The 17,860-nt window shown below is 44.3% G+C and carries 13 protein-coding genes; 10 read left to right on the top strand and 3 right to left on the bottom strand.

What is annotated here, in order from left to right; translation table 11 throughout:
* The first annotated feature begins 75 nt into the window (after nt 1-75).
* The 10 genes from A1232T_RS03425 (at nt 76) to A1232T_RS03380 (ending at nt 14,502) form a co-directional block, all read left to right on the top strand.
* Nucleotides 76-828 (top strand): hypothetical protein, encoded by a 753-nt coding sequence (locus tag A1232T_RS03425; RefSeq protein ID WP_244152357.1) that lies wholly within the window; start codon nt 76-78, stop codon nt 826-828.
* Nucleotides 829-847: 19 nt separating this feature from the next.
* Entirely contained in the window at nt 848-1,804 is a 957-nt protein-coding gene (locus A1232T_RS03420) for a LysR family transcriptional regulator (RefSeq protein ID WP_077448068.1), read from the top strand.
* 286 nt (nt 1,805-2,090) lie between these two features.
* Entirely contained in the window at nt 2,091-2,984 is an 894-nt protein-coding gene (gene prpB / locus A1232T_RS03415; protein ID WP_077448067.1) for a methylisocitrate lyase, read from the top strand.
* A gap of 120 nt (nt 2,985-3,104) precedes the next feature.
* Nucleotides 3,105-4,235 (top strand): bifunctional 2-methylcitrate synthase/citrate synthase, encoded by a 1,131-nt coding sequence (gene prpC / locus A1232T_RS03410; RefSeq protein WP_077448066.1) that lies wholly within the window; start codon nt 3,105-3,107, stop codon nt 4,233-4,235.
* Nucleotides 4,236-4,459: 224 nt separating this feature from the next.
* Nucleotides 4,460-7,099 carry a Fe/S-dependent 2-methylisocitrate dehydratase AcnD gene (gene acnD, locus A1232T_RS03405; RefSeq protein ID WP_077448102.1) on the top strand — a complete coding sequence of 880 codons (2,640 nt, stop codon included), beginning with the start codon at nt 4,460-4,462 and terminating at the stop codon, nt 7,097-7,099.
* A gap of 161 nt (nt 7,100-7,260) precedes the next feature.
* Complete coding sequence (gene prpF / locus A1232T_RS03400; RefSeq protein WP_077448065.1) at nt 7,261-8,484, top strand: 2-methylaconitate cis-trans isomerase PrpF; 1,224 nt, start codon at nt 7,261-7,263, stop codon at nt 8,482-8,484.
* 222 nt (nt 8,485-8,706) lie between these two features.
* On the top strand, nt 8,707-10,560 hold the full coding sequence (locus A1232T_RS03395) for an ABC transporter ATP-binding protein (RefSeq protein ID WP_077448064.1): 1,854 nt from the start codon (nt 8,707-8,709) through the stop codon (nt 10,558-10,560).
* A 47-nt stretch (nt 10,561-10,607) separates the two neighbouring features.
* Nucleotides 10,608-11,192: a GNAT family N-acetyltransferase gene (locus A1232T_RS03390; RefSeq protein ID WP_077448063.1), complete on the top strand. Its 585-nt coding sequence runs from the start codon at nt 10,608-10,610 to the stop codon at nt 11,190-11,192.
* Between the two features lie 208 nt (nt 11,193-11,400).
* On the top strand, nt 11,401-12,741 hold the full coding sequence (locus tag A1232T_RS03385) for a DUF2868 domain-containing protein (RefSeq protein WP_077448062.1): 1,341 nt from the start codon (nt 11,401-11,403) through the stop codon (nt 12,739-12,741).
* 303 nt (nt 12,742-13,044) lie between these two features.
* Nucleotides 13,045-14,502 carry a DUF3482 domain-containing protein gene (locus A1232T_RS03380; RefSeq protein WP_425272055.1) on the top strand — a complete coding sequence of 486 codons (1,458 nt, stop codon included), beginning with the start codon at nt 13,045-13,047 and terminating at the stop codon, nt 14,500-14,502.
* A 9-nt stretch (nt 14,503-14,511) separates the two neighbouring features.
* On the opposite strand, the gene A1232T_RS03375 is transcribed toward A1232T_RS03380, so the two are convergent.
* The 3 genes from A1232T_RS03375 to A1232T_RS03365 form a co-directional block, all read right to left on the bottom strand.
* Entirely contained in the window at nt 14,512-15,516 is a 1,005-nt protein-coding gene (locus A1232T_RS03375; RefSeq protein ID WP_077448060.1) for an ArsA family ATPase, read from the bottom strand.
* Between the two features lie 48 nt (nt 15,517-15,564).
* Nucleotides 15,565-15,831, bottom strand: coding sequence for a cory-CC-star protein (locus tag A1232T_RS03370; RefSeq protein ID WP_077448059.1), 267 nt, complete (start codon nt 15,829-15,831; stop codon nt 15,565-15,567).
* A gap of 131 nt (nt 15,832-15,962) precedes the next feature.
* Nucleotides 15,963-17,630 carry a carbon starvation CstA family protein gene (locus A1232T_RS03365; RefSeq protein ID WP_077448058.1) on the bottom strand — a complete coding sequence of 556 codons (1,668 nt, stop codon included), beginning with the start codon at nt 17,628-17,630 and terminating at the stop codon, nt 15,963-15,965.
* Nucleotides 17,631-17,860 lie beyond the last annotated feature (230 nt).

Below are 17,860 nucleotides of genomic sequence, written 5' to 3'. Positions count from 1 at the left end.
CTGGTTACGTTATATAGTCTTAATAACCCTTTTTCATTTCGCTCTAGGGAATAATAAAGCAATTTGGAGGCTTACATGAAAGGTTTCGGGTCGTTAAAAACCACAAAAATTACCTCATCAGCCCATAGTCACAGTGCTTGTCGTCGTTATGGCGTAATGCTAGCGCTCTTGCTAAGTGCGGCTCCCTTAGCGATGACCGGCTGTAAGCCTCAGCCCCAAAACCCCATGTTACAAACCATTCCCACGGATGCTGAAAAATGGCAGGATAAGTTAGGCGATACCTTAGAGCAGTTATCAGAAGAAGACAGACAGCTGTTAAGCCGCTATATGATACGTATGCGTTTGAGTGAGGCCTATGAAAAAGGGGCTATGCCGCGAATAACTATCGGTAAGGCGTTAGATCAACAACGCCGATATGAGGCATTGCACCCCAATAATCCAACGGGTCGTAAAAGCCCAGTCAGTCAAAATGCACAACAAAATGAGTTCACATTGACCTTACTACCGGCTCATACTAGCGCTACCGATAGCTTAAACAATGTCGAGCTGTCTTTTGTGTTGGCTAACAGAGGGGATGTGGCTATTAATAGCTTTAAGGCAACGCTACTTTTACGCTATCCGGCTTTCAAAAAACCGAAACCTGTGGTGATTCCGCTGACCAAATTTGAGCCTCCGATTGCGCCCAGAAATGCCAATAAAATAATTACAGATGTGAGTATCTCAGACACCAATGTCATGAAAGCCATCCAAAACCCTCAAAATGTTGAGATTGTGGTGACCAATGGGCAGATGACGTTAGCTGATGGTCGTGTCATTGAATTTGAGTAAAAGTCCTAACGAGGAATAAATGCAATTAAAAAGACTGACTGCTTTTCATACGGTAGCCGAACTAAAAAGCTTCAGTGAGGCGGCCTTGGTCACCCAATTATCACAGCCTACTTTAAGCCGATTAATTAAGCAGTTAGAAGATGATATTGGGGTCGAGCTTATTGACCGTTACCATCGCCCTTTGCAATTAACCGCAGCTGGGCTGTTTTTTTATGACAAGGTAGACTCTATTTTAAAAGAGCTTGAAAGCAGTATCAGCTTAACTCAAAAAATTGCCCACCCACCGGATACTTTAAATATCGGCTTTGTGCCTTCCGTGTTATATGGACTATTGCCTACCATTATTTCCCGTACCAAACAGCGCCTTCCTAATTTAGCGGTGCATTTAAAAGACATTAGCTCTTTTAAACAAGTGGGTGCGTTAAAGGCAGGCGAGATTGATGTGGGTTTTGGTCGTTTTTCTCATGATGACGCCAGTATCAAGCAGCTGTTATTGCGCCATGAGCGTTATGTGGCTGCACTGCCAAAAGCTCATCCCTTAACCGAGCAGCAAGAGATTCACCTATCCCAGCTGCAAGACAGCCGGATTATCTTGTATCATCAAACTCATTTACCAGCGGCTCATATATCCGCCTCACAGCACTCAGAATATGACAGCCCTGCTCTAATTGGTGAGCCGTTATTACATCTATTTGCCAAGCAGTCGGCTTTACCGCATCAAACCACCTCGGTAAGTGATATTCAAATCGCCTTGGGTCTTGTGGCAGCTGGCGAGGGCATAACTTTGGTGCCTGATAGCTTGAAGTCTGTACGTACTGAACAAATCAGTTATCGCAAACTGGTTCACGAAGATGCGACCTCCCCTATTTATTTGTGTGCCTTACAAAACCCCACCCACCCTGCATTCGACACTTTACTTGAAGTGATTTACGGGATTTATGAAGAACGGGGAATTACCTATCGCCGTGCGCAATAAGGTTTTATTGCACTATTTCACAGATATAATTGTAACAAAATGTGTATTTTGATCTTTGATTATTCTTCTCAATTTACAGTTTATAAATAACTTGACCGGCAAACCATGAATTTTTAAATAGAACCATTCATAAATTGAATACTATAATCAAAAATACATAGTTATTTTAATTAAACTTACTTATTAAGTTACTAGCCCCTCTTCCTTATTGCCCAAATAAGCGGTACTCTATCGTCAAAGACAAGCCTTATTGTACTCCTCCCCTTCTTGTATCTAAGGAAAGATTATGACAACTATTTCTGCCGGTAAACGCTTCCGCGATGCCATCTCTGAACAAAAAGCAAACAACCAACCTCTACAAATTGTCGGTACTATCAATGCCTATACAGCCATGATGGCAACCCAAGTTGGTCATAAAGCCATCTACCTATCAGGCGGCGGTGTGGCGAACGCATCATACGGCCTACCAGATTTAGGTATGACCAGCCTTGATAACGTATTAGAAGATGCCAGCCGTATCACTAACGCAGTTGATACCCCACTATTGGTTGATATCGATACCGGTTGGGGCGGTGCATTCAACATCTCACAGACCATCAAGAAGATGGAAAAAGCAGGTGTTGCTGCGGTTCATATCGAAGACCAAGTAGCGCAAAAGCGTTGTGGTCACCGTCCAAACAAAGAAATCGTTTCAACTTCTGAAATGGTTGACCGTCTAAAAGCCGCTTTAGACGCCAAAGTTGATCCAGACTTTGTGGTTATGGCACGTACCGATGCTTTATCGGTTGAAGGCTTAGAGGCGGCTGTTGAACGTGCTGTGGCTTTCCAAGAAGCGGGCGCGGATATGATTTTCGCTGAAGCACTAACCGATATCGAGATGTATCGTAAGTTCACTGATGTGTTAGACATCCCAGTATTAGCGAACATGACTGAGTTTGGTCAGACTGACCTATACACCACTGAGCAGTTATTCAACGTTGGTGTGGACATGGTGTTATATCCACTATCTGCCTTCCGTGCGATGAACAAAGCGGCGTTAAACGTCTATCAGCATCTATTAGATGACGGCACTCAAGAAGCTGTGGTTGATACTATGCAAACCCGTATGGAGCTATACGACTTCTTAAACTATCACGATTTTGAGAAGAAGTTAGATCAGTTATTTGCTCAAAAGAAATAATTCAAAACAAATAAATAGTAACTAAGACCCTAATTGCGTTTCATTGTAAAAGCTAATTTTAACAATGAAGCGCAAACTCAATCATTTAATATACCATCACCTAAAAAAAGGACTTTTATTATGGCAGCAGGTAAACAATTATCAGGCGCAGGCTTACGTGGTCAAGTAGCAGGTAAAACCGCATTATCAACGGTAGGTAAATCAGGCTCAGGTCTAACTTATCGCGGTTATGATGTAAAAGACTTAGCCGAAAACTGCATCTTTGAAGAAGTCGCCTATTTATTGTTATACGGTGAGCTACCAACCCAAGCCCAGCTTGATGACTACAAAGCAACGCTAAAGCAGCTTCGTGACCTTCCACAACCTCTAAAAGACGTCTTAGAGCGTATTCCACAAGATGCGCACCCAATGGACGTGCTACGCACCGGTTGTTCAATGCTAGGTAACTTAGAGCCAGAAGACAGCTTCGAGCAGCAGTTGGACAAAACCAACCGTATGTTGTCAGCTTTCCCAGCGATTATTAACTACTGGTACCGCTTTAGCCATGAAGGCGTGAAAATTGACTGTGTGACTGATTCTGAAACCATCGGTGGTCACTTCTTACACCTACTAAAAGGTGAAAAACCAAGCGAATTGCATGAGCATGTGATGAACGTCTCACTTATCTTATATGCTGAGCATGAGTTCAACGCCTCTACCTTTACTGCTCGTGTGTGTGCATCAACTCTATCAGACATCTTCTCTTGTATCACGGGTGCTATCGGCTCGTTACGTGGCCCATTACACGGCGGCGCGAATGAGGCAGCGATGGAGTTAATCGAAAGCTTTGACTCACCAGATGCGGCTGAACAAGGCTTACTGCGCATGCTAGACAACAAAGACAAAATTATGGGCTTTGGTCACGCAATTTACAGCGAATCAGATCCTCGCAACGTCATTATTAAACAGTGGGCTGAAAAACTAGCCGCTGATGTGGGTGATGAGGTGTTATACCCAGTATCAGTACGCTGTGAAGAGGTAATGTGGCGCGAGAAGAAACTGTTCTGTAATGCTGACTTCTTCCATGCGTCGACTTATAACTTTATGGGTATTCCAACTAAGTTATTCACGCCAATCTTCGTATGCTCTCGCTTAACTGGCTGGGCCGCTCACGTATTTGAGCAACGTGCTGATAACCGCATTATCCGCCCAAGCGCAGAGTACACTGGCGAAGAGCCAAGATCAGTACCAGCAATTAGCGAGCGTGGTTAATATCTGACCAGTCGTTAGACTGTGAATAAGAACTAGAAAGACAACCCCGCTTTATGACTGTCGCCCTTGTTAGTTTGCTCGTGTTTAAAGAACTATGCTCAAATGAGTAGCAAAGAGATTAATGAGGGCTGACCGTCAGTCACAAATACCAATATTAAGGATTGTTTGAAATGCCAAACGCCAATGACAATAAGCAGCCTTTAACCCAGACCAATCCGCAAACCATGAATGAGCAATATAAAAAGCCATTGCCTGGTACGGATTTGTTTTATTTTGACGTTGAACAAGCTGTTAACGAGATTGAGCCAGGCGCTTATGCCAAGCTGCCATTTAGCTCAAAAGTACTGTGTGAAAACTTGGTACGCCGCTGCCCACCAGAAGATTTAAAAGAAGCCTTATCGCAGCATATCTACCGTAAACAAGAAGTTGACTTCCCTTGGTACCCTGCCCGTGTTGTGTGTCACGACATCTTGGGTCAAACGGCGTTTGTTGACTTAGCTGGCCTTCGTGATGCCATCGCCGCTGAAGGTGGTGATCCTTCAAAAGTAAACCCAATTGTGCCAACACAATTGATTGTCGACCACTCATTAGCGGTTGAACACGCAGGTTTTGAAGAAGATGCTTTTGAGAAAAACCGTGCTATTGAAGAGCGCCGCAACGAGGACCGTTTCCACTTTATTAACTGGTGTCAGTATGCCTTTGATAACGTGAACGTGGTACCACCAGGCAACGGTATCATGCACCAAATTAACCTTGAGAAAATGTCGCCAGTAGTACAAGTAGTCGCTGATCAAAATGGTGATGCGGTCACTTTCCCAGATACGCTAGTCGGTACAGATAGCCATACCCCTATGGTTGATGCGCTAGGCGTCATCTCTATCGGTGTGGGCGGTCTAGAAGCCGAGAGCGTCATGCTAGGTAATCCTTCATATATGCGTTTGCCAGACATCGTTGGTGTTGAGCTAACTGGTAAGCTGCAAGAAGGTATTACCGGTACTGACTTAGTGCTAGCAATGACTGAATTCTTGCGTGAAGAAGGTGTGGTTTCTGCGTATATCGAGTTCTTCGGTGACGGCGCACGCAACCTAACTGTAGGCGATAGAGCCTCTATCTCTAACATGACTCCAGAGTACGGCGCAACGGCGGCTATGTTCTCAATTGATGAGCAGACCATCGATTATCTACGCCTAACCGGCCGTAGTGAAGAACAAATCAAAATCGTTGAAGCGTATGCCAAGCAAACGGGTCTGTGGGCCGATGGCATGGAAGACGCTGAATACAGCCGCGTACTAAAATTTGATTTATCAAAAGTTGTGCGTAATATCGCCGGTCCATCACGTCCACATGCTCGTGTATCTACCACCGATCTAGTGGAAGCTGGTATTGCTCACGCTGATAATCAGCCTCTATCAGAGCAAGATGACAGCCAAATGCCAGATGGTGCAGTTATTATTGCGGCTATCACAAGTTGTACCAACACGTCTAACCCACGCAACATGGTTGCTGCCGGTATCGTTGCGCGTAATGCGGTTGAAAAGGGCTTGGTTCGTAAGCCTTGGGTGAAGTCATCGCTAGCACCAGGGTCAAAAACCGTTAAATTGTATCTAGAAGAAGCTGGCTTGCTTCCTGAGCTACAAAAGCTTGGCTTTGATGTGGTGGCATTCGCCTGTACCACTTGTAACGGTATGAGTGGCGCACTAGATCCAGAGATTCAGCAAGAAATCATTGATCGTGACCTATTCTCAACCGCGGTACTGTCTGGTAACCGTAACTTTGATGGTCGTATTCATCCGTATGCCAAGCAAGCATTCCTAGCCTCTCCTCCTCTGGTTGTGGCCTATGCGATTGCCGGTAACATCCGCTTCGATATCGAAAAAGACTCGTTAGGTAAAGATAAAGACGGCAATGACGTGTACCTAAAAGACATCTGGTTTGATGATGCAGAAGTCGATGCTATTGTTAAATCTGCGGTGAAGCCTGAACAGTTCAATCAGGTTTACATTCCAATGTTTGATGAAGCCAAAGCGGATGCAGGCCGCAATAACGCCGATGTAATCAACCCTCAGTACGACTGGCGTGAAATGAGTACCTATATCCGTCGTCCACCCTACTGGGAAGGCACAATGGCTGAAGCGAACAAGCTAAAAGGCATGCGTCCATTGGCTGTACTGGGTGACAACATCACGACAGACCACTTATCACCATCAAACGCGATTATGGCTGAAAGTGCTGCTGGCGAGTATCTAGATAAAATGGGTCTGCCAGAAGAAGACTACAACTCATATGCCACCCACCGCGGTGATCACTTAACCGCTCAACGTGCTACATTTGCTAACCCGAAACTGCTAAACGAGATGGTTCGTGATGAAAACGGTGAAGTCATTCAAGGCTCGCTGGCTCGAGTTGAACCAGAAGGCGAAACCATGCGCATGTGGGAAGCAATTGAGACTTACATGAACCGCAAACAGCCGCTAATCATCATCGCCGGTGATGGCTATGGTCAAGGCTCAAGCCGTGACTGGGCCGCAAAAGGGGTTCGTTTGGCAGGTGTAGAAGTGGTCGTTGCTGAAGACTTTGAACGTATCCACCGTCAAAACTTAGTGGGTATGGGCGCCCTACCGGTTCAATTTGAGGAAGGTACAACCCGCAAAACGTTAAACATCGACGGCACTGAAGTGTTCGACATCGAAGGTGAAGTATCTGCTGGTGGCGAGATGACTCTAGTCATTCACCGTAAAGATGGTAGCGTAGATAAAGCACCGGTTAAATGCCGCTTAGATACCGCTGATGAAGTGAAGATGTATAACTCTGGCGGTATGCTACAACGCTTTGCTAAAGAGTTTTTAGAAGGTAGCGTGGCTTAGTTTTTATGAATAAATAAGCCAATCAGCCGCGTTTAATAAAGCGCACAAGTCACCTTCTATTGTGCTTGTGCGCTTTTTTATTGCACATTTTTTATCTAATAAAACGGATTAACCACTCTAATATCTGATAATAATAAAATCTCATTAAGGAAATAAGTCTTATGTCTCAACCAAAATTCGAACCACAAGTTCCTGTATCAGCCACCTATATGCGTGGCGGCACCTCAAAAGGGGTGTTTTTTAGCCTAAATGACCTACCTGAGCGTTGTCAGCAGCCCGGTAGCGCTCGAGACAACTTCTTATTACGTGTTATCGGTAGTCCAGACCCTTATGGCAAACAAATAGACGGCTTAGGCAATGGCTCCTCAAGCACCTCAAAAACTGTGATTTTGTCCGAATCTGATAAGGACGGTCATGATGTGAACTATCTATTTGGACAAGTTAATATTAGCAAGCCGATGATTGATTGGGCGGGTAACTGCGGCAACCTAACCGCTGCTGTGGGAGCTTGTGCCATTAACATGGGTCTGGTCGATGCAGATAAAGTCGCCGCCAGTGTCGAGACCGGTATCTGTGAAGTTAACATTTGGCAGCAAAACATCAGTAAAACCATTGTCGCTCACGTACCTGTTTATCAAGATGAACAAGGTAATGTCCAAGTTCAAGAAACCGGCGACTTTGAGTTAGATGGGGTTACCTTCCCTGCCGCTGAGGTCAAAATTGAATTTATCGATCCAGTTGATGCCTCAAGTGCCATGTTCCCGACCGGAAATCTGGTTGATGATTTTGATGTGGCCGGTTGCGACCTGGATAAAGATAATGTTCAAGCAACGTTTATCAATGCGGGTATCCCAACCATCTTTATGAATGCTGAAGATTTGGGCTTTACAGGTACTGAGCTACAGCCTGATGTGAATAGCAATCCAGAGCTACAAGCCAAGCTTGAGAAAATCCGTGCCAAAGGCGGCGTGGCAATGGGCATCTTTGAGGATGTGAAGGAAGCAGAAAAAAGCCAGCATATTCCAAAGATTGCTTGGGTAGCCCCAGCACAAAGTTATACAGCTTCAAGTGGTAAGGCAGTTGATGAAAAGGATATTGATTTGGTGGTGCGCGCCATGAGTATGGGGCAGCTACACCATGCGATGATGGGGACAGCAGCGGTTGCCATTGCAGCTGCAGCAACCACCCAAGGCACGCTGGTGAATAAAGCGGCTGGCGGTGGTAGCTTATCAGAAGTTCGTTTTGGTCATCCGTCAGGTACGCTACTTGTGGGCGGTAAAACAGAGCACGTTGATGGTCGCTGGCAGGCCAAAAAAGTATCGATGAGCCGATCTGCTCGCCGTATTATGGTTGGTCAAGTGTTTGTACCGGCAGATGGTTTCTAACCATTTAATATTAATCCATCTGCAATAAAAACTCTAAAGCACTTATTCTTAATAGGGTAAGTGCTTTTTTAAAGAAATATAAAAGTTAGCAGTGATTAACCTTAATTCATATGTATTTAGCCTAGATTAACAACAAGCTTTATACATAGTTGCGCTGTTGAGCAGCCGCTAAGATGGTTAAAATAGTATTTTTGAACATTAATCAACGATAAGTATACTACTATGGCCTCACCTCCAAAACGTGTTCCGCTTGATTTAAAGCCACCTTCAAAACCCAAAGACCGTGGTCGATTGCTTTGGTATATCCTCAAGCGATTGTCTGTTTTTGCACGGCCTTATCGCGGTCTATTTATTCTTACCTTGATATTGACCGTGTTGGGGTCGTTTACCGCTCAGGTTAACGCCTTTGTACTGCAGTACACCATCGACACCTTAACCGGTATTGTCGACCTACCTGACCCGTGGACTGAAGGGCTACAGCTTCTTATCTTAATCAGTACCATCTTACTGGTAAAAGAGGTGTTAAACGTCGGCATTACCTTTGGTCAGCGCTATTTTGGTGAGCGTATTCGAATTAACCTATCGCGTGACTTATCACAAAAGGTGGTTGATCGGATTTTGTCGTACAAGATGGCGTTTTATACCAGTGAAGAAAACGCCAGTGGTAAGCTGCAGACCCGTATTGATCTGGGTGTGAGCAGCTTAACTCAGCTGGTACAAAACTTCTTTATCGACATGCTGCCATTATTTGCCAGCGCCATCGTGTCACTTGTCATCATGTTTAATGCCAACTTCTGGGTGGGCATGGTTGGCTTGATTATTGTGCCGATTTACTTTTTTGTGAGTCAAAGACAAGCCAATAGACTGCAAGGCTTTCGCAAGCAAATGCGTCAGTACCGCGAAACCAAAAGCGGGCTGGTTATCTCAATTATTGAGTCTATTACCGTCATTAAATCCTTTGTGCGTGAGCCGATTGAATCGGATAAGCACTGGGAAATCCAAAAGGACATGACCACCAACCAGCTGCGTATTCGCAGCATTGCGTTTATGTATAACGCTGGCAAGAGCTTTATTGAGCAAATTGGGGTCGTGGTTATCATTGTTTTGACCGCCTATTTTGTGCTCAATGATCAGATGACCATCGGTGCCATTATGTTCCATGTGCTGCTATTTCAAAACGTGGCGGCGCCAATCCGTCAGCTGCACAGTATTTATGATCAGGTTAATAACGCCCTAACCTATGCAGAAGGCTTCTTTGATATCTTAGATGACGATGATGCCATTGAAAGTGAAGGTAAGATTGAATGTACGGATCTAAAAGGTCACATCGCCCTAAAAGATGTTAACTTCTCATATCCTAATGGCAAGCAAGCGCTGCATGATGTAAGCTTTGAGATTCACCCCAACCGTATTACCGCCTTAGTTGGCTTAAGTGGTGCGGGTAAAAGTACCATCATTAATTTATTGGTGAAGTTTTATGACCCTAGCAGTGGTACGATTTGTCTCGATGGTCAAAACTTAGACGACTATAATACTCATAATCTACGGGAACAAATTGGTTTGGTGCTGCAAAAGAACCATATTTTTTCAGGAACCATCGCTGACAACATTCGTTATGGTAATATGCAGGCCACCGATGACGAGATTGTTGACGCGGCTAAGAAGGCCTCTATTCATGAGCAAATTGTGGGTATGCCAGAGGGTTATGACAGTGAGGCAAAATTGCTTTCAGGCGGACAGCAGCAGCGAATTGCGCTGGCACGTATGTTCCTAAAAGACCCTCCGATTGTATTCTTAGATGAGCCTACGGCAAGCCTTGATGCCATTGCAACACAGCAAATTAAGCACAGCCTAGACTTGATTAAAAAAGACCGCACTGTAATTATTGTGTCGCACAATATCTCGCAGATTATTGATGCTGATGACTTGATTGTTATTGATAATGGTCGTGTGGTCGAAACCGGTACCCATGAAGAGCTGTATGCGAAGCATGGCGCGTATTATGATATCTTTAACGCCATGTCAGACAGTTTAAATTTAGATAAGATTAGCCAAACCCTAAATAGCGAGACTTAATTTGCTGTGTGTTTGGGGCTGACAAATAACTCATAAGATGTTTTTAGATGACCGTTAAATATACTATTAAAGGCTTTGATGAGCTTAGTGGCGTTGATATTTACCATATTCTTCGAGCCCGCTCTCAAGTATTTGTGATTGAGCAGCAGTGTCTATACCAAGACATAGATGAGCTGGATTTTGATTGCTTACATCTGGTTGCTCATATGGACCAAACGCTTATTGGCTATTGTCGCATTATTCCCCCAGCAGTGGGTGGCAATGGGACCAACCCCAATCCGCGTATCGGTCGAGTTCTGGTGTTACCCGACAACAGACATCAAGGGGTCGCGCGCGAAATTATGACCCGCGCTATTAAATACTGTCACTCTAAATATGGCAAAAAGCCGATTCAAATTGCCGCTCAGACTTATTTGATTAACTTCTATCAATCCTTAGGATTTGAGCCGCTAGGTCAGCCTTATGAAGAAGATGGTTTAGACCACATTGATATGGTGTTGAATGTCGCAAAGCGTAAGAAGGTTGCAGTACCTGCCATAGCCAAGGAAGTGACGGTTAAGAGTGTGCTGTCCAATTTGCTATTATTTTTAGTGGCCATTGGTATTATTGGTTTGCTCTACTTGCTGATTTAACAGATTCAACTGGCGGGCAAGTTTATGCATAGGGTACAGCTTAACCAGGCAGTACCCTTTTTGTTATGAGACTTGTTGTAATCCGACTTTAGTCTTTACTCCCATTTGGTAGTATGATTAAAAAAATATAAATAGGACACGCCGCTCTATATCTCTTAGTATTAGACAAATAACCATATAAGACAAAAAATAGCCCAATAGGAATGCCATGCTATCCAAACAAGATCAACTCACCGAATTGGTACGCAAACTTGAGACCAAAAATCATGTGTTTGCTACAGATCCCTTATTGATTACAGAACGTCTTCAGGACGAGCAAGCGACTTCTCTACAAAAAATACATCGCCGAGCTGAGCGTATCGACAGTAATGGGGCCTTAGCTAGTACCTTAAATAAGATTGATGGTCGTATTAAAGGCATCATTCTTATTATGAGTATCTTGTGGTGTGTCTCAGGGTTTTTAGGCTTATTTGCTTTGTTGCAGTCTAACGTGGTGAACTTCTTTTATGTCTTGGTTTGTCTGTTAGGCTTTCACACTCTGATGTTGGTCGGCTGGTTAATCTTTACGCTTATCAATAGAGGCAGTCAGTCACCTAGTATTATTACCAGTTTTATCAGCCCAAAAACGCTTATTAGGGGTAAAGATGATGCGACCCAAGCTGCTGTGGAGCTTTATGATGAACAATTGCAGCACACTGGCATGCGTTGGTATCTGAGCCGATTTAGTCATCAGCTGTGGCTGGCTACTTTGACCGGCATGCTTTTTGCAATTATATTTTTATTAATTGTGCGCCAATATAGCTTTAGCTGGGAGTCCACCTTACTATCAGACCAAGCCTTAATGACCCTAACCCATTGGCTTGGTTGGCTGCCTAGCTTGGTTGGCTTTAACGTACCTGATGCTGATGCGGTGGTTCAAAGCCGCTTGGTAACAGAGGTTATGCCGCTGTCTATCGCCAGACAATGGGCCAGCCTTCTGGTAGGCAGTTTGCTGATGTACGGCATTGTGCCTCGTGCTATAGCTTGGGCCTTTTGTGCCGTAATGTTCAATCGCAAAAAGATGAAGATTGACCTAAGCTTACCTTACTATCAAAAAATCATTAGTTTTTGGCAACGTAAAGTCGTTGATGAAGACGACTTTGTTGAAAAAGTGCAGCCCGTTGCCCCTAAGGCCAAGGTGACTCAAGGTGACAAGTTGGTGGCTTTATTAGAATACAAACACCACAACCCCACTTGGTATCATGCCGCTGGCGAGGCCTTTATCAACTCGACGCCTGAGGATTTTGGTATATTAGATGATAGAGAAGATATGGACAGAATGCTGCAGTATTTGGACAATCATAACGTTCAAGTGTTGCTAGGTATCCATGCTAAAGCCCTTCCTGACCGTGGCACCATGCGCAAGCTAGATAAGCTAGCGACTCATGCCAAACAAGGGGTTATCGTACAACTATTACAAGATAGTGATGCATTAGAAGATGACAATTCTGTACGTAGACAACAATGGCAGACCGCTTTGGCTGAGCGTAATATCGGCTTGGTTTCCTAGAAGCTGTTATGTTAGTTCTAGAAGCTATTAGTTATAGCCAAAAATTTATCACATTAATAATTATAATCTGAGCAACTTATGAGCACTCAAGACAATAACACTCCTTCTAATCCAGGTGGCTTATTTAGCGATAAAGCCTTTAGCAAGGAGGCTAACGATACACCAATTAGCACCTCCTCACCAGCGGCTGTTGACGCTAACCCTAAGGTTAACACGGTGGTCAAAGATGACACAGGCGCTTCTCAGCAGCCTACAACTGTCACAAAGCCAGAAGCAGTCAATAGTACTGACTCTAAAAAAAGCATGACCGATTACCTACAAGATATTAACAAAACCACGGTCTCTGAAGGTGAGCCTTTAAAGTTAGCGGTTGTCGGTCACACCAACACTGGTAAAACCTCCCTACTACGCACTTTACTGCGTGATATGTACTTTGGGGAAGTAAAGAACGAAGCGGCCACTACCAGACACGTAGAACGGGCTTTGATTAGTGATAGTCAGACTGGCGAGAATCTAGTGGCCTTATTTGATACCCCAGGCTTAGAAGATGCGTCAGGGCTGATGGATTGGCTTGAGGATAATACCGCAAGCCGTAGAGATGGTATTGAGCGCTTACAGCAGTTTTTAGCCAGTGACATTGCTAAAAGTGATGCCCAAGGCGATGGATTAAATAATGCATTAGAGGATTACTCTCAAGAAGCCAAAGTCATTCGTCAGCTGCTCTCTAGTGACATGGCCATCTATGTCATTGACGCTAGAGAGCCAGTGCTGGGTAAGTATAAAGATGAATTGGCCATTTTGTCTTGGTCAGCAATACCAGTGATGCCAGTTTTCAACTTCACCGACAGCCAAGATGCCAATATTAGCGACTGGCAGACCATGCTGGCACGCCGCAATTTACATATCTCAACCCGATTTGATTCGGTTGCTTTTGAGTTTGAAGATGAGATGACGCTTTGGCAAAATTTAGCCACAATGCTGACTCATCCTGATACTTTAAATCAGCTTATCGTTCGCCGCCGTGAAGATTGGGCACAATTGTATGAGCAGGCCAGTATCATCATTGCTCACTTCTTAATTGACGTCGCCGCCTATGTGCGTGAAATTGATGAAGATGATGATCCCTTGCCAGTGTTAACTGAGATGCAAGAAGCCGTTCGCCAAAGCGAGCGCACCATGCAGGGTAAGTTATTAAACCTATATAAGTTTTATGACAACACAGCCGTAGTAACGCCCCTTGAGCTAAGCGAGTATCAGCAAGACCCGTTTGACCCAGAATTGTTAAAGAGCTATGGATTACGCACCACTTCAGGCGCAGCCGCAGGAGCGCTACTGGGCTTAGGGATTGATGCTGCAGCCCTAGGAACCACTTTGGGTCTTGGAGCCGCCATTGGTGGTATTGCCGGTGGTATCTTGTCCAATACCAGCACCATCGCTGATAAGCTGACAGGCGTTAAGCGTTTATTTATCGATCCTGCTACCTTGACCTTACTGGCCACCCGCTCTTTAGATCTGCTGGCTTCCTTACGCCATCGCGGCCATGCTGCTAATGCCGATACCCCTATTGCCGAGCTACAAGAAGCCACGACACCACCTTGGAATCCTAATAAATTACCTAGCGAGCTAAAAAAGGCCCGCGGTAAACCTCAGTGGAGCAGCTTAACCAGTGGTAAAAGCAGCTTGGCTGAAGAATTAAGGGCTGATGCTGCCTGGTCCTTATCTGATAAATTAAAGCGCTCAAGACATGAAGAAAAAGACTAATCCAAAAGATTAGTCGAGCTTAGCAAGCGCCTGTCTTCCGCGCACATCAGAGGGCTGGAGATAAACGCCATAGATAGGATAATCAACAAAGTGCTGCTGAATGTCTTTTAGCAGGCTTTGTTGGCGCACTGCTCTATTTTGCCAAAACTCATCACTTTGCTCAGCTTGAATCAGCTGATTCACCATTAAGGCTGCAGGCGCTAATTTGGCTTCTTTTAGCTGATTTACAGCTCGGCGCGTCTCTTCAATGGGCAAGTTATCTGCGGTCATTACTAAAACCACTGCGGTTTTTTGTCTATCATGCAGCAGCTCCCCTGCTCTTTTAAACAAGTTCTTGCGGGCATTTAGCACATCGACCGCTTGCTGCCACTTATCGACAGGTTTTGCGTCCTCAAAAGGGTTGGTTAGGCCAGACTTTTTGGTGGCAAAGTTATCTGCTGCTCCTTTTAACTTGGCCTGGCGCCGCTGCTGGGTAAGTAGCCCATCGGTCCAAGCCTCCATCATCTCAGGAAGCATGAGAAGTCTTAGAGTATGTCCGGTCGGCGCTGTATCAAAAATTATGTGCTGATAAATGCCTTTTTCTACACTGTCGACCAAATAACGACAAATGGCCTCTAACATAGCTGCCTCTTGCGCTCCTGGTGCACTTTTTGACAGTTGCAGATGCTCCCTAATTTTTTGCATCATATCCGGGTTGGCGTAGCTGCTGATGGTTCGCTCAACCCTAGCAAAATGCTCATCGATAATAAGATCAGGATCTAACTCTAGCGCATCCAAGCTCTCAGTTAATGCGACGGGCATATTTTTAGCAGAGCTTTTTTTTAAATTCATATCAAACACATCACCCAAGCTATGCGCCGGATCGGTAGAGATAACCAGTGTTTTTTGATGCTGCTCAGCAAACTGAGAGGCCAAAGCTGCCGCAGTGGTGGTCTTACCCACCCCGCCTTTGCCGCCGACAAATTTTATCGGCGTGTTCTGTAGCTGCTTGACTAGGCTTGATAGTGTTTTCATAGTTGGTCTTCTTTAAGTCTTTTTAATGTCTCTGTGTGTGCCCATCTTTTAGCAACAGCCGCCGTGTTGTAGTGGACAGCGAGGCATGCCCATACGTAAGTGCCATTCGTGGAATTTTTCTAAAAATATGGGCTGTAGCTCTAAGGTATAAAAGCTGGCGGGATTATCAATGCCTAGGCTTTCTGAAAATAGCAGTAGCATGAATAAATCTTCTTCATCACGCGCTGCTCTTGCCAATGTCTGGCGATAAGGGGCATGATAAAACTCGTTTAAACCTTCCACAAATCGACTAAATAGTGACTGATCCTTACTCATAGCCCTCTCCCTTTAATCTATATAAATATTTGATGATACCTAATAAAATACCACATCCTGACAATAAGTCTTCATAAAAAAACGCCAACCGAAGTTAGCGTTTTTTATAAGCAGTCTTATTTTAAATAAATCTAACTTCTATGTTGCTTCCACTCACGGCGTAAGACAGAGAAGCTCTCAAAGGTAACCATAATGGTTGCGATTAAAATGATGATATCCATCACGATTAGCAGCCAGTTACCATCAGTATAGAAAGTTTTCAACTGAAGGATTAAGGCAAATACCGCCATTACCAATAAGAAAGTCAGTGGCGCTAAGGTGTACCAAACGGTTTTACCTTTGCGTAATAAAATCACTGTCACAATCATTAAGGTTAAGGCAGCCATTAACTGGTTCGTGGTACCAAATAGTGGCCAAATGATCATACCGCCAGATCCATCGATACCACCGGCCCCAAAGGCAATTAACAAACAGGTACCCACAGCCAGTAAGGTCGCTACCACACTTTTCTTCAACACAGGTAAGTTATAAACATCACCAAACTCTTGGAAGATATAGCGTTGTAGACGAACCCCAGTATCCATTGTGGTGCCCGCGAATAACGCTGCCATAACGGTCAATATCGTTTGTGATAACACAAGCTCGATGCCAATTCCATTATTTAAGATGGTTGCACCACCGTCGATGAAAGCACCAATTGAGCCGTCACCAAACTTTTGATAGATGCCTTCCCACTCAGCTAAGCTAGCAAAGCCTGCTGTAGTCGCTAACACCGCACCTAGTGCTAATAGACCTTCACCCACTGCACCGAAGTAACCCACAAAACGCACATCTTCTTCTTTGTCGATTTGCTTAGAAGTGGTACCCGTAGACACCAATCCGTGGAATCCTGAGATAGCACCACAAGCAATCGTTACGAACAATAATGGCATGATTGACGGTGTGCTGGCAGGTAAATTGTGGTTGATAGCTGGAGCCACGATATCTGGTGTCGCCAGTAAGATGGCACCAAATAATAAAATTAACCCCACAAACAGCTGCAGACCATTAATGTAGTCTCTAGGCTGTAATAACATCCAAACAGGCAGTAACGAAGCCACAGCTGCGTAGATGAATAAGAATAAAATCCATACCGCGTTATCTGGCAACCCGAAGATGGTTTCAGGCAATACCACTGGCATTAAAGTGCCTAGATAAATCAGACCGTATAAAGCAGCAACCCCAAAGACTGAAACCAAAGCCAGATTCATCTTTAAGCGATAGATACACTGGCCAATGATAAAGGCAACTACTAAGGCGCCCCAAACTGGAATAACTGCCGTAGGGGTTTTGATCATCATGTTGGCGATAACGACACCGAATACAGCGTTTACCATTAATAGCAGTAAGAAAATCACTACCATCATCAAGGTACGTACTCGGCCACCCATAACTGAGCCGGCAATTGAGCCAATCGATTGACCCTTATTGCGCATACTGGCCCAAATAGCAGACATATCATGAATACCTGCCATAAAAATAGTTCCGAGGACTACCCAAAGCACCGCAGGCACCCAACCCCAGATAACCGCAATGGCCGGACCAATAATCGGTGCTGCCCCTGCAACTGAGGTGAAATGGTGTCCCCATAACACATACTTATTGGTAGGAACATAGTCGATACCATCCTTCATCGTATGTGCTGGAGTAGGTATTGAGTTATCTAACCCCAAAATATATTTGGCAAAAAATTTAGAATAAAAGAAAAAACCGACGAGCATGGCTAAGACGCCCAACAGTAATACAATTGCACTGTTCATACTTCACTCCTTGAAAAGCCTATATTTATGGCCAGCTGCTAAGTTTAATGACACAGCTTACTTCATAACTATAAGAGCCTTGTCTTATAAAAGGAATTATAGGTTAAAGAATCAATAATAGAGCTATTTTAAACTTGCTTGTTTAGCTAGACTTTATTACTGAATTCTTGCTTTATTGTAAATTAACGAATCCCATTATAGCTAATAAAAAAGCCAGTTAAACTATATTT

This window comes from Psychrobacter pasteurii, assembly GCF_900162815.1.
In the GTDB taxonomy this organism is placed as follows: Bacteria; Pseudomonadota; Gammaproteobacteria; order Pseudomonadales; family Moraxellaceae; genus Psychrobacter; species Psychrobacter pasteurii.
The sequence above is the reverse complement of the archived record's forward strand: the minus strand, read 5'-3'. Positions and strand labels throughout refer to the sequence as shown.

What these genes read in the sequence shown, in the direction of transcription:
- A1232T_RS03425 (WP_244152357.1), top strand. Translation starts at nt 76, where the DNA reads ATGAAAGGTTTCGGGTCGTTAAAAACCACAAAAATTACCTCATCAGCC.
- A1232T_RS03420 (WP_077448068.1), top strand. Translation starts at nt 848, where the DNA reads ATGCAATTAAAAAGACTGACTGCTTTTCATACGGTAGCCGAACTAAAA.
- prpB (WP_077448067.1), top strand. Translation starts at nt 2,091, where the DNA reads ATGACAACTATTTCTGCCGGTAAACGCTTCCGCGATGCCATCTCTGAA.
- prpC (WP_077448066.1), top strand. Translation starts at nt 3,105, where the DNA reads ATGGCAGCAGGTAAACAATTATCAGGCGCAGGCTTACGTGGTCAAGTA.
- acnD (WP_077448102.1), top strand. Translation starts at nt 4,460, where the DNA reads ATGAATGAGCAATATAAAAAGCCATTGCCTGGTACGGATTTGTTTTAT.
- prpF (WP_077448065.1), top strand. Translation starts at nt 7,261, where the DNA reads ATGTCTCAACCAAAATTCGAACCACAAGTTCCTGTATCAGCCACCTAT.
- A1232T_RS03395 (WP_077448064.1), top strand. Translation starts at nt 8,707, where the DNA reads ATGGCCTCACCTCCAAAACGTGTTCCGCTTGATTTAAAGCCACCTTCA.
- A1232T_RS03390 (WP_077448063.1), top strand. Translation starts at nt 10,608, where the DNA reads ATGACCGTTAAATATACTATTAAAGGCTTTGATGAGCTTAGTGGCGTT.
- A1232T_RS03385 (WP_077448062.1), top strand. Translation starts at nt 11,401, where the DNA reads ATGCTATCCAAACAAGATCAACTCACCGAATTGGTACGCAAACTTGAG.
- A1232T_RS03380 (WP_425272055.1), top strand. Translation starts at nt 13,045, where the DNA reads ATGACCGATTACCTACAAGATATTAACAAAACCACGGTCTCTGAAGGT.
- A1232T_RS03375 (WP_077448060.1), bottom strand. Translation starts at nt 15,516, where the DNA reads ATGAAAACACTATCAAGCCTAGTCAAGCAGCTACAGAACACGCCGATA.
- A1232T_RS03370 (WP_077448059.1), bottom strand. Translation starts at nt 15,831, where the DNA reads ATGAGTAAGGATCAGTCACTATTTAGTCGATTTGTGGAAGGTTTAAAC.
- A1232T_RS03365 (WP_077448058.1), bottom strand. Translation starts at nt 17,630, where the DNA reads ATGAACAGTGCAATTGTATTACTGTTGGGCGTCTTAGCCATGCTCGTC.